The organism is Micromonospora sp. CMU55-4 (genome assembly GCF_011602315.1).
GTDB lineage: Bacteria > Actinomycetota > Actinomycetes > Mycobacteriales > Micromonosporaceae > Micromonospora > Micromonospora chalcea.
In genome coordinates this window covers 447,176-459,304 of sequence record NZ_JAAOLH010000004.1, presented here as the reverse complement: position 1 = coordinate 459,304, position 12,129 = coordinate 447,176, and the positions used below count along the sequence as shown (strand labels likewise).

The window sequence follows — 12,129 nt, the reverse complement described above, 5'->3', positions numbered from 1 at the left end:
GTCGCGGAAACAGGCGCTGTCGCGGAGTCAGGCGGCGTCGCGGACGATCACCAGCGGCGAGTGGGCGTGGTGCAGCACCGCGTGGCTGACCGAGCCGAGCAGCAGCCCGCCCAACGCGCCACGGCCGTGCGCCCCGACCACCACCAGCTGGGCGTCCTTCGACTCCTCGACCAGCACCCGGGCCGGGGCGCCGCGGATCGACCGCTGCCGCACCGGCACGTCGGGGTAACGCTGCGACCAGCCGGCGACAGACTCGGCGACGACGCGCCGGGACTCCTCGGCGAGCGCCTCCGGGTCGTACACCAGGGGCAGGATGTCGCCGGGGCCCATCGGGGTGGGGTACAGCCAGGCGTGCACCACGATCAGCGAGGCGCCCCGGCGGGCGGCTTCCTCGTACGCGAACCCGACCGCCGCGGTGGACAGCTCGGAGCCGTCCACGCCGACCACGACCGGGCCGTCGGCGCGTGCCTCGCCGCGCGTCACCAGCACCGGGCAGTGGGCGCGGGCGGACACCTGGAGCGTGACCGAGCCGATGAGCAGGCCGGCGAAGCCGCCCAGGCCGCGGTGTCCGAGCACGATCAGCGCGGCGTCGCGGGACTCGGCGACCAGCACCGCGGCCGGCGCGCCGTCGACCACCACGCCGGTGACCGGTACGTCCGGCGCGACCTTGCCGGCCTCGGCGACCGCCTCGGCGACGCACCGTTCGGCCTGGTTGCGCAGGCCGGCGCCGGCGGGCGCGCCCGGGGCCGGGGTGAGCGGCGCGCGGGTCAGCGGCCAGATGAACGCGTGCACCACCTGCAGCGGCCGGTTCCGGTCGGCGGCCTCGCGGGCGGCGACCCGGACCGCGTCCAGGGCGGTGGCCGATCCGTCCACGCCCACCACGACGGGGGCCTGCGAGTGGATTGTCATGACGCCTCCTTCACTGTCCTCAGCCTGCCCGTCCGGCGGCCGGCCGGGCAGGGTCCTGGGTCCCGGCGCGAGGGCCGTCGGTCCCGTCGGCCGTGCCGGAGCGGCGGGTCAGCCGCAGCACCAGCCCGGGCAGGACGCCGATCGCGGCGCAGGCGAGCAGGTCGAGCGCGCTCAGCGGGGACGTGCCGAGCAGCTCGCGCAGCGGCGGCAGCAGCACGCCGGCGACCTGGAGGACCGCGGAGATCGCGACCGCCACCGGCAGGGCGCGGTTGTGCTCCCGCGAGCCGGGCGCCCGGGTCGCGCGGACGGCCAGCGCCACGCCGAGCTGGGCGAGGCCGAGCACCACGAAGACCACCGACTGCCACGGTCGGTCCGCCGCGGCGGCCCACACGCCGGCGCCGAGCGTCGCGGCGGCGATGAGCGCGCCGGTGACCAGCACGTCCCGGCCGAGGCCGCCGCCGAGCACGGACTCCTGCGGCGAGCGGGGACGGCGGCGCAGCGTGCCCGGCTCGGCCGGCTCCGCGCCCAGCGCCACCCCGGGTACGCCGTGGGTGAGCAGGTTGATCCAGAGGATCTGCGCCGGCAGCAGCGGCACCGGCAGGCCGACCAGCGGTCCGAGCAGCATCACCGCGATCTCGGCGACCCCGCCGGCGAGCGCGTAGCGCAGGAACCGGCGGATGTTGTCGTAGATCCGGCGGCCCTCGCCGATGGCGGTCGCCACGGTGGTCAGGTCGTCGTCGACGAGCACCAGGTCGGCGGCCTGCCGGGCGACCTCGGTGCCGCCGCCCATCGCCACGCCGATGTCCGCCCGGCGCAGCGCCGGGGCGTCGTTGACGCCGTCGCCGGTCATCGCCACGACATGTCCCCGGTCCTGAAGGCCGGCGATGATGTCGAGCTTCTGCTCCGGCTGGGTCCGCGCGTACACCCGGGTGTCGGGGTGGGCGCCGCCCGGGTCGCCGTCGTCGCCGTTGGCGAGCGGGTCGCCGTCGCGCCAGAGCCCGAGCCGGCCGCCGATGGCGGCGGCCGTCGCCGGGTGGTCGCCGGTGATCAGGACCAGCCGGATGCCGGCCTGCTCGAAGCCCGCCGCGATGCCGGGTGCCGCCGTGCGCAGCGGGTCGCCGACCGCGACCAGGCCCAGCGGGCGCAGGCCGGTCGGCCGGGCCGGGTCCGGCAGCGTGTCGACCACGGCCGAGGCCACCGCCAGCACCCGCAGCCCTTCGGCGGCGAGCCGGTGCGCGGCATCGGTCAGCTCGGCCAGTTCCTCGGCGCCGGCGTCCATCAGCGGCGGGGCCAGCAGGTTCTCCGGCGCGCCCTTGCAGACCACGAGGTAGCGCCCGTCGCAGCGGCGGTGCACGGTGGTCATCCGGCGCAGGTCCTGGTCGAACGGGGCCTCCGCGACCCGGGGCCAGGCCTCGCGGGTGGTCTCCGGGTCCAGACCGCAGCGGGCCGCGAACGTGACGAGCGCGGCCTCCAGCGGGTCGCCGATCGCTGTCCACTCCGGCCGTTCGCCGGTCGGCGGGGTCAGCGTGGCGTCGTTGCAGAGCAGCCCGGCGCGGGCGAGGGCGCGCAACTCGTCCGGGGCGCTCACCGGCTCGCCCCGGTGGCGCACCTCGCCGTCGGGCGCGTAGCCGGTGCCGGTCACGGCGTAGCGGTCGCGGCCGGGCACGACCGCGTGCTGCACCGCCATCCGGCCCTCGGTGAGCGTGCCGGTCTTGTCGGAGGCGATCACGGTGACCGACCCGAGGGTCTCCACCGCGTGCAGCCGCCGGGGAATGGCCCGGCTGCCGGCCATCCGGCGTGCGCCCAGGGCGAGCGCGAGCGTGACGACGGCGGGCAGCGACTCCGGTACGGCCGCCACCACGAGGCTCACCGCGGTGACCGCCATCTGCGTGACCGGGCGTCCGTCGAACACGCCGAGCGCGAAGACCAGCCCGGAGAGCACCACGGCGGTCAGTCCGAGCACGCGGCCGAGCGAGGACAGGCGGCGTTGCAGCGGGGTGGGCGCCGGGCGGGTCGCCGCGACCAGGGCGCTGATGCGGCCCAGCGCGCTCGCCGCGCCGGTGCGTACCACGGTCCCGGTGGCGCGGCCGGTGGTGACCACCGTGCCGGCGCTCGCCTCCTCCCCCGCGACCCGGGTCACCGCCACCGACTCACCGGTGAGCGCCGACTCGTCCAGGCTGAGCCGTACCGCGTCGGTGAGGTCCAGGTCGGCGGGCACCACGTCGCCGGCCTCCAGCCGGACCAGATCGCCCCGGACCAGGTCGGCGGCGGGGAGCACGAGGTCACGGCCGTCGCGGACCACCCGCGCGGTCGGCGCCGCGAGCCGGTCCAGCGCCGCCACCGCGCGGTCGGCGCGTACCTCCTGCACCACGCCGATCGCCGTGTTGATCAGGACGACCAGCACGATCACCGCGGTGTCGGGGTAGTCGCGCAGCAGCGTGGTCACCACGGCGGCGGCCAGCAGCAGCGCCACCAGCGGGTCGGTGAGCTGACGGAAGATCCGGCCGGCCAGCCCGCGCTTGCGTGGCGCGGCCACCGTGTTCGGCCCGTCGGCGCGCAGCCGGGCGGCCGCCTCGGCCGAGCCGAGCCCGGTCGCGGGGGCCGGAGAGATCTCGGTGGGCGTCACCGTGCCCTGCCCGCCGTTGATCACCACATTGCCCTCCATGTCGTCGCCGCCCGCGCCGGGCACTCCCAGCATGCCGGGTGCGCGGGCGCGGCTCGCAGGGCCGAGGGCCTGTCGGACCCGGGACCAACGGCCCCCGCGGTACGGGGCAGCGCGGCGTCCGACTCGTCGGTAACGTCCGTGCGGTGAACCGGACACGCAGCGCCGCCGGCCCGACACCCCCGTCCCGTCACCGGCCGGTCCGCTGGGCGCTCGCGGTGCTCCTGCTCGCGTCGGTCGGATGCGGAAGGGGATTCGGCGAGGAGAGCGGCGACGAACTGGCGCGCGACGTCGCGGCGGCGGAGGCGAAGCAGCTCAACACGGAGCTCGGGCACCGCAACCGGGTCCGCGACGCCGGGTCGATCGCGGCGGCCGAGATCGTCCAGCAGCCGCAGGGCACCGCGTTGAGCGATGACGAGACCGTCCGGCGGGAGGCCCTGGCCTGGTCCGGCCGCACCGCCAGAGACGAGCGGGCCACCGTCGACGTGCGGTTCGTGGTGACGGTGCCGGAACGACCGCCGGTGTCGGTCGGCGGCGCGAGCAACAGCGCCGGCGACGCCACCCGCTGCTACCGGTACGAGTTCCAGCTCTACCGCTACACGACGTACCACGAGATCGACTGTCCGAGCGGGGCCGCGCCCTCGCCACCCACCGCCGCGCCGGTGCCGAAGGTGCCCGAGGACGGGCGGCAGCGGCTCACCGCCGTGCTGCGTACCGCCACCCCGGACACCCTTGCGGGCGCGGTGCGGGCGGCGTTCCCGCAGGACTGGATCACCGTCGACACGACGGTGCACGAGGGCGCGCTCGTCGCCGCCGTCGGCGTACCGGCCGAACGGGACTGCCTCCTGCTCGTTCGCACCCCGGCCGGGAAGATCGAGGCTCCCGGGTACGACCGGATCTGGCTGGAGCCGGGCGAGACCGGCTGCCGGACGGGCCTGTACGTCTCGCCGCCGCGCTGAGACACCGGCCCGGTTTGCCGCGCGACGGCCGGAGGACTGACCTTCTCGGGCCCATGTCAATGTAGCGTTGACGAGTGAGCCTGGCCGGCCTGTCCGAGATCGCCGCGACCCGGGTCCGGCTGGACGACCGCGAGCTGGACCTGATCGACCGGGCCCGGCACGACGGCGCCACCTGGGCCGACATCGCGCGGGCGCTGGGCCTGGGCAGCCGGCAGGCCGCCGAGCAGCGCCGGCAGCGTCTCGCGGCGGCCCGGCGGGCCCGCGTGACCCGGCTCGACCCGGCCGGCTCCCCCGACCTGCCCGTGCTGCGGGCGGCGGTCGCCGACCTGCGCCGCTGGATCGAGACGGACCGCGCGTGGGACGGGCGCTTCCCCCGCGCGGCGTTGACGCGCCGCACCTGCGCGCTCGCGCTCGACGCCCCCGCCGGGCCGCTGTACGCGCTGGCCGCGCACCTCGCCGACGATCTCGCCGGGGCCGGACTCCGGCTGCCGCCTCCGGTACGCGACGCCGCCGGGCGCATCACGGCGACACTGTCAACAAGACATTGACGTAGCCCCGAAGTGTTGCCACGCCCCGGCTCAGGTCCCGAGGATGAGTCCTCCAGGCTCAACTCTCGGGGGACCCATGCGCCGCAACGCCGTCCTGTTCGTGGCCGTCTCGCTGCTGTCCGGGCTGGGCGGCAGCGCCATGGCCCTGGTCTCCGGCATCTGGATCCTGGACCTGACCGGCTCCACCGGGCTCGCGGCGCTGGCCGGTCTCTGCGTCTACGCCCCGACGCTGGCCGGCCCCTGGCTCGGCGGCCTGCTCGACCGGGTCCCCCGGCGTCCCCTGGTGGTCGGCGTCAACCTCGCTCTCGCCGGCACGCTGCTGAGCCTGCTGGCGGTGCGCGGGCCCGGCCAGGCGTGGCTGATCTACGCCGTCTCGCTCGCCTACGGGATCGGATACGTGCTCGTCGACGCCGGCGAGACCGCGCTGCTGCCCGCCGCGCTCCCCCCGGCCCGGCTGGCCGACGTCAACGGCTGGCGGTCGAGCGCGCAGGAGGGCGTGAAGCTGGTCGCGCCGCTGGCCGGGGCGGGCCTGTACGCGTGGCGGGGCGGGCACGTCGTCGCGGTGCTCGCCGCCGTCGTACCGGTGCTCGTGGCCGCCCTGTACGGCGCGTTACGCCTGGCCCGGGCGGCGTCCGCTCCCCCGACCGCACCCGCGGTGGGGCTGCGGGCCGGGCTGACCGCGCTCCTGGCCCGGCGGGCGGTACGCGTGCCGGTGGCGCTCGCGGCGGCGTCCATCGCGATGTCCGGCTTCACCACCGCGGCGCTGTACGACGTGGTGGTGACCGGCCTCGGGCTGCCGTCCACCTTCCTCGGCGTGCTCGCCGGCGCGCAGGGTGGCGGATCGCTGCTCGCCGGGCTGGTCGTCGGCCGGCTCGTCCGCCGCCACGGCGAGATCACGGTGGGGGTCGCCGGCGCGGTCCTGTTCGCGGCCGGCTGTCTGGGACGCTGCCTGCCGTGGTGGCCGGGCACGGTCGCCGCCTCGGTGGTGATCGGCGTCGGTCTGCCGTGGACGCTCGTCGCGGCGGTCACCGCCGTGCAGACGTACACGCCGCGGGAGATGCTCGGGCGGGTCGCCGGGACGGCGAACACGGTGATGTTCGGCCCGATCACGCTGGCCATCCCGCTCGGGTCGGCGGCGGTCGCGGTCGGCGGCCGGCCGCCGCTGGTACTCGCCGCCGTGGCGTGCCTGGCCGCGGCACTGGCGGCCGCCCGGCCGGGTCGTCAGCCCGCGGCCGGCGGGCCGGACAGGTGGCGGATCAGCTCCGGCCGGGAGCGCAGCCGAAGCTTCCGGTAGACGTTGCCGAGGTGGTACTCGACGGTCTTCGGCGACAGGAAGACCCGGGCCGCGATCTCCCGGTTCGTCAGGCCCTCCGCCACGTGCAGGGCGATCAGGCGTTCCTGGCCGGTCAGCCGGTCGACGGTCCGGTCGCCGGGCTCGGGCGGCCGCCAGCCGGTGGCGTCGATCTCGGTGCGGCACCGCCGCGCCCAGCCCTGCGCGCCGAGCGCCTCGAACAACCGCAGCGCGGCGTGCAACTGGACCCGCGCGTCCCGGCGGCGCCGGGCCCGGCGCAGCCGCTGCCCGTAGCTGAGCAGCGTCCGGGCCCGTTCCAGCGGGACGACGGCGGGATCGCACCGGGCCAGCGCCGCCGCGAAGACCTCGTCCAGGTCCGGTTCGCCGGCGAGCAGGCCCTCGACGCGCGCGGCGGCGGCGCGGGCGGCGGCACCGCCGGCCCCGGCCAGGTCGCGCAGCCGCCGCGCCGACCGCTGCGGGTCGGACAGGTGCGCGTACGCCTCGGCCAGCTCGGCCGCGACGGGCAGCCACCCCGGTTCGGCGATGCCGCCGTCGCGCTGGGCCCGGCGGACCCGTTCCAGCTCGGTCACGGCGTCCTGCCAGCGCGCCCCCACCGCCGCCGCGATTCCGGTGGCGTAGCGGAGCCGGACCTCGATCTCCCGGAACTCGCCCGGCAGGAGCCGGCGGGCGTCCTCGACGTGCGCGAGCGCCTCCGGCTCCTCGCCGAGCAGCGCCTCCACCAGGGCCAGCGCGGCCAGCGCCTCCGCCCGCAGCACCGGAAGCGCCACCTGCTCGGCGATCCGGACCGCCTCGGCGGCGGCCTGGTACGCCGCGTGCAGCCGGCCGGTGCGCCACTCCAGCCCGGCGAGCCGGGGCAGGGCGTACGCCAGCAGGAACACGTCGTCGGCGGCGCGGGCCCGGTCGATCTCCGGTTCCAGCAGCGCCCGCGCGGTGTCGTGGTCCCCGAGCCAGCAGAACACCTCGGCCAGCTCCGCCGCCGAGCCGTCGGCGTGGCCGGCGCAGGCGGCGACCAGGGCACGGGCCGACGCGACCCCTTCGGGCAGCCCGGCCAGCACCTGTGCCGCGGCCAGCCGGATCGGGCCCTTCGGCCAGGTCGCGCCCGCGTCCGCGGCGGCCAGCTCGGCCACCCGCGCGCACAGCGGCACCATGCCGGTGACGTCCAGCCGCGCCCAGAACTGGTTGACGCGGGCGCTCATCAGCCGGGCCGCGCCGAGCGGATCCGCTTGCGCGTACGCCTGCGCGTCGGCCAGGTACGCCTCGGCGCCCGCCGTGTCACCGTGCTGCTGCGCCAGGTGGGCGAGCAACGGCTTGACCCGGCAGCGCAGGTCGACGCGCCGGGTCAGTCCGATCGCCTCCTCCCCCAGCGTGATCGCGTGCCGGCTCGCGCCGGCGTTGGCCCAGGCGCGCGACGCGGCGGCGAGCCGGGACGCGCGTACGTCCGGGTCCGGGGTGAGACGGGCGGACCGTTCGTAGGCGCGGGCCTCGGCCACCACGCCGCCCCGGCGTTGCGCCCGCTCGGCGGAGTCGGCCAGCAACGCGGCGACGCCCTCGTCGGGCACGGTGGTGGCGGCCGCGAGATGCCAGGCCCGGCGGTCGGCGGTGTCGTCGCCGGTGAGCGCGGCGGCCACCGCCAGGTGGGCGGCCCGCCGCCGGCCGGGGCCGGCGACCGAGTGCACCGCGGCGCGGGTCAGCGGGTGGCGGAACGTCACCTCACGGTCGGTCACCCGGATCAGCCCGGCGTCGACCGCCGGGTCCAGCACGCCCAGGCGCAGCCCGTCCGCCACCAGGATCCGCTCCAGCAGCGCCGGGGTGGTGACCTCGGTGACCGCGCAGGCGACGAGCGCACGCCAGGTGTCGTCGGGCAGCCCGCGGGCGTGCGCCAGGACGGTCGTCTCGATGCGTTCGACGAGCACGAGAGGCTCCCGCAGCGGCAGCCACCCGTTGCGGTGCTCCTCGGACAGCGTCGCCGGCAGCTCGGTCAGCGCGAGCGGGTTGCCGGCGGTGGCCGCCGCCAGGTCGGCGGCGACCCGGCGGTCCAGGCCGGCGCGCATGGCGAGCCGGATCGCGTCGTCGCGCGCCAGACCGGTCAGCGGCAGCTCCGGCAGGCCGGGCGCGGGGAACGCGGGGGCGTCGCGGGCCGCGAAGACGACGGCGACCCGGTCCGCGAGCAGCCGCCGGGCGGTGAACAGCAACGCCTCGGCGGAGGCCGGGTCGATCCAGTGCGCGTCGTCGACCAGGCAGAGCACCGGCGTGTCCTCGGCCGCCGTCGTGAGCAGGCTCAGCGTCGCCACGTACGCGGCGAGCCGGTTGACCGGACGGGAACTGCCGTCGATGGCGAATACGGTACGCAGCGCGTCGGCCTGCTGCGCGGGCAGATCGCCGAGCCGGTGCAGCAGTGGCCGCGCCAGTTGGTGCAGCGCGGAGAACGGCAGGTCCGCCTCGAACGGCGCGCCGGTGGCGCGCAGCACCCGCATCCCGGTGGACCGGGCGGCACAGTGCTCCAGCAGCGCCGTCTTGCCCACGCCTGCCGCACCGCGCAGCACCAGGGCGCCGCCGTGACCGTCGACCGCGTCGGCCAGCAACGCGCCGAGCCGCCGGCACTCGTCGGCGCGCCCGAGCAGGGCGTCATCACCGGTGTCCGTGGCCGTGCCGACGGCACCGGCCGGCGCCGGACCGCTGCCCATGACCGCACGCTAGCCGCCGGTGTGGTCCGTCCGGGCGGGCGCGACGCGAACCCGACAGGGTGCCCGCGCGGCCTCGTCGACTAGGAGGAACCCGGATCCGGGTGCCGTCGCGGCTCCCTAGCGTCTTCCCCAGTCGTCCGGCCGGTGACCACCGGCGGATCCGGGACGACGACACGACTCCGAGGGGAGACACCATGATCGGGAAGAGAGCGGCCGGGGTGCTGGCGGCGGGACTGCTCGCCGCCGGGTTCGGGGTGGCGTACGGCCCGCCGGCACAGGCCGCCAGCGGCCACTACGCCATCGTCAACTACGGCAGCGGCAAGTGCCTGGAGGTGGACCGGTCCGGCGCCCCGTCGTCGCTCGGCGGCCGGGTCGTGCAGCGCACCTGTGACGGCCAGGCCGTGCAGCGCTGGTCGCCGGTGGGCAGGGACACCTACACGTTCGTCAACCAGTTCAGCGGCATGTGCGTGGACGTCCGCAACGGGGTGAACGCCGACGGCACGCCGTTGCAGCAGTGGGCCTGCACCGGCACGTCGAGCATGAAGTGGACGGTCGACCCGAACTCGTTCGCGGGGGTGCACCAGATCAAGTCGCAGGTCGGTGGCCGGTGCATGGACGTGCGGAGTGGATCGGACGCCGACGGCGCGACGGTCCAGATCTACCGCTGCACCGGGTTCGGCAACCCGGCCCAGGTCTGGTCGTTCGCGGCGGTCTGACCGGCGCGGATGCGGCCCGTCCCCAGGGGTGAGGGGGACGGGCCGCACGATCGTCAGCGCCAGGTGTCGGTGACGGCCCGGGTGCCGCCGGCCGGCGTGGTGAGCGTCCGGTTCGCGCCGGACTCCCAGGTCACCGTCCCGTCCGGGTTCTTCTTGACGTACTTGTACTCGACAGCGGTGTTCGCGGGCAGGTCGACGGTGGCCCGCCAGACCGGGTACGCGGCCGAGGAGAGCGCGACGGCGGCGGCCGGGTTCCAGCCGCCGAGCGCCGGTATGTTGCCGACGACGAACACGTTCTGCCCGTAGGCGGTGGTCGCGGTGACGGAGAACGTGGTGGCCACAGCCGTGGAGACGGTGTCACCGCGGAACGTCTCGGTCACTGCGTACGTGCCGGTGGCCGGCGTGGTGAGCGTCCGGTTGGCGCCGGACTCCCAGGTGACCGCGCCGGCGGCGGTCAGCTTGACGAACTTGTACTCCACCGCGGTGGACCGGGGCAGGTCGACAGTGGCGCGGTAGACGCCGCCGCCCTGCGCGGTGAGCTTGACGCCGCTCGCGGGCGTCCACGACCCCAGCGCGGGGATGCTGCCGACGACGCGGACGTCCTGCCCGGCGGCCAGGTTCGCGGTGACGGTGAACGTGGTGGCGATCCGGTCACCCGGGCTCACCGTGGGGGACACGGTCGGCGACGGCGACACGGTGGGCGACACGGTCGGGGAGGCCGACGGGGACGGGCTCGCGCCCGGCCGGGCGTTCACGTGGATCGCGACCGCGTCGTTGGCGGGGAGGGTCACGGTGGCCCGGCCGCCGGACACGGTCACCGTGGAGCCGGTGCAGCCGCTGCCGGTGGCGACGCCGGAGATGACGTCGCAGTACCGGCCATCGGCGAGCCCGGTGGTGAAGGTGGCGGTGGTGGCGGAGCCGGAGTCGTTGATGCCGATCCACGCCCGGTCGCCCCGGTGGAAGCCGATCACGTTGCTGTTCACCGTGGTGAAGTCCGAGACGGTCTTCACCGGGCGGGCGGCGTTGGCCCAGCCGACCATGCCCTTGACGCCGGTGGTGCGGCTCAGGCAGGTCCAGGCGGCGCCGCAGACCGTGTCGGTGACCCGTCCGGTGCCGTCGTGCGGCGGGGACTGGTTGCGGTTGGACCAGGTGAAGCTGTCGTAGACCGACGGCTTGCCGTGCGGGTAGGCCAGCGCGAAGTAGTTGGCCAGCACGTAGTCGGTGCCGTTCTTGTACGACAGCACCACGCCGTCGCGCTCCAGGTCGTGGTTGGTGACCATGGCGAAGACGTTGGCGCCGGGCGCGTCGAGGTTCCAGTTCGGCACGTTGGCCAGCGCCGAGATGGAGCCCTGGAAGGCCGAGCGGATGCCCTTGGCGTACGCGAAGTCGAGCACGTCGCCGTTGGCGATGTACGCGCGGGCCTGCAGCGCGGAGTTGCTCGCCCCGTCGAAGATCTCCTGCGCGACGTACGGACGCCGGCCCTCGACGACCGTGTTGTTCAGCTTGCCGAGGATGGCCGCGAAGTCGTCCTTGCGGATGTGCTTGACCGCGTCGACCCGGAAGCCGTCGACGCCGAGCCCGATCAGGTCGTTGAGGTACGCGGCGATCTTGTTCCGGACCGCTTCCTTCTCGGTGTACAGGTCCGACAGCGACAGCAGCTCGCAGCTGGTCACCTGGGCCTCGTTGTTCCAGTCGTTGATGGCGCCGCCGGTCGGGCAGTTGTCGCCGGGACGGTGGAAGTCGCCGTCGCCGTACGGCACGGCCGGGTAGCTGTAGCCGGAGAACTCGGTGCCGGCGTAGCCGCGCGTACCGGCCGGGTTGTTGGTGCCGGCCATGTGGTTGACCACCGCGTCGACGTAGACGCGCACACCGGCGTTGTGGCAGGCGGTGACCATCGCGGCGAACTGCTGGCGGTTGCCGAACCGGCTGTCCAGCTTGTACGACACCGGCTGGTACACCTCGTACCACGGGTAGGCGCCGTCGGCGCTGGCGGGCAGCTTCACCGACTCCTGCGGCGGCGCCACCTGCACCGCGCCGTAGCCGGCCGGTCCGAGGTGGTCGGTGCAGGCGGCGGCGACCGAGGTCCAGTTCCATTCCCAGAGGTTGGCGGTCACCTCGCTGTCGTTGAGTACGACGGCGGCGCGGGCGGGTGCGGCGGTGGTGGTGGCAGCCGCGACGGCAACCGTGCCGGCCGCCGCGACGAGCGCGGCGGCGAGCAGCAGGCGACCGGCGCGGCCACGGGGGTGTGGCCTGACGGAAAGCATGGTTGGGGGACCTCTTCCGTGGGTTCGAAAGGGTGAGCGGGGGGTGGGGCGGCCGTCCCGGGTAGCGAACACGAT

At 75.9% G+C, this 12,129-nt stretch carries 8 protein-coding genes; 4 read left to right on the top strand and 4 right to left on the bottom strand.

Going from position 1 to position 12,129, the window contains the following annotated elements; translation table 11 throughout:
• Nucleotides 1-27: 27 nt before the first annotated feature.
• Together HA073_RS10350 and HA073_RS10345 are read right to left on the bottom strand one after the other, a co-directional pair.
• Nucleotides 28-909, bottom strand: coding sequence for a universal stress protein (locus tag HA073_RS10350; RefSeq protein WP_064445613.1), 882 nt, complete (start codon nt 907-909; stop codon nt 28-30).
• 19 nt (nt 910-928) lie between these two features.
• Entirely contained in the window at nt 929-3,607 is a 2,679-nt protein-coding gene (locus tag HA073_RS10345) for a cation-transporting P-type ATPase (protein WP_069088433.1), read from the bottom strand.
• A 110-nt stretch (nt 3,608-3,717) separates the two neighbouring features.
• Between HA073_RS10345 and HA073_RS10340 the strand changes: the two genes are divergently transcribed.
• The 3 genes from HA073_RS10340 (at nt 3,718) to HA073_RS10330 (ending at nt 6,372) form a co-directional block, all read left to right on the top strand.
• Nucleotides 3,718-4,530, top strand: coding sequence for a hypothetical protein (locus tag HA073_RS10340; RefSeq protein ID WP_309228005.1), 813 nt, complete (start codon nt 3,718-3,720; stop codon nt 4,528-4,530).
• Between the two features lie 74 nt (nt 4,531-4,604).
• Nucleotides 4,605-5,078, top strand: coding sequence for a hypothetical protein (locus tag HA073_RS10335; RefSeq protein ID WP_166456236.1), 474 nt, complete (start codon nt 4,605-4,607; stop codon nt 5,076-5,078).
• 76 nt (nt 5,079-5,154) lie between these two features.
• Nucleotides 5,155-6,372, top strand: a complete 1,218-nt coding sequence (locus tag HA073_RS10330) for an MFS transporter (protein ID WP_166456235.1) — start codon at nt 5,155-5,157, stop codon at nt 6,370-6,372.
• Here HA073_RS10330 and HA073_RS10325 read toward each other — a convergent pair.
• Nucleotides 6,300-9,074 (bottom strand): LuxR family transcriptional regulator, encoded by a 2,775-nt coding sequence (locus HA073_RS10325; protein WP_166456234.1) that lies wholly within the window; start codon nt 9,072-9,074, stop codon nt 6,300-6,302. The two genes, HA073_RS10330 and HA073_RS10325, sit on opposite strands and share 73 nt — an antisense overlap.
• A gap of 194 nt (nt 9,075-9,268) precedes the next feature.
• Between HA073_RS10325 and HA073_RS10320 the strand changes: the two genes are divergently transcribed.
• On the top strand, nt 9,269-9,790 hold the full coding sequence (locus tag HA073_RS10320) for an RICIN domain-containing protein (RefSeq protein ID WP_043323284.1): 522 nt from the start codon (nt 9,269-9,271) through the stop codon (nt 9,788-9,790).
• A gap of 53 nt (nt 9,791-9,843) precedes the next feature.
• On the opposite strand, the gene HA073_RS10315 is transcribed toward HA073_RS10320, so the two are convergent.
• A complete protein-coding gene (locus tag HA073_RS10315) occupies nt 9,844-12,054 on the bottom strand; it encodes a carbohydrate-binding module family 20 domain-containing protein (protein WP_166456233.1) in 2,211 nt (736 codons plus the stop codon).
• Nucleotides 12,055-12,129: the final 75 nt, after the last annotated feature.

Coding starts and splice junctions, on each gene's coding strand:
- HA073_RS10315 (WP_166456233.1), bottom strand. CDS start 12,054: ATGCTTTCCGTCAGGCCACACCCCCGTGGCCGCGCCGGTCGCCTGCTG.
- HA073_RS10320 (WP_043323284.1), top strand. CDS start 9,269: ATGATCGGGAAGAGAGCGGCCGGGGTGCTGGCGGCGGGACTGCTCGCC.
- HA073_RS10330 (WP_166456235.1), top strand. CDS start 5,155: ATGCGCCGCAACGCCGTCCTGTTCGTGGCCGTCTCGCTGCTGTCCGGG.
- HA073_RS10345 (WP_069088433.1), bottom strand. CDS start 3,607: ATGCTGGGAGTGCCCGGCGCGGGCGGCGACGACATGGAGGGCAATGTG.
- HA073_RS10325 (WP_166456234.1), bottom strand. CDS start 9,074: ATGGGCAGCGGTCCGGCGCCGGCCGGTGCCGTCGGCACGGCCACGGAC.
- HA073_RS10350 (WP_064445613.1), bottom strand. CDS start 909: ATGACAATCCACTCGCAGGCCCCCGTCGTGGTGGGCGTGGACGGATCG.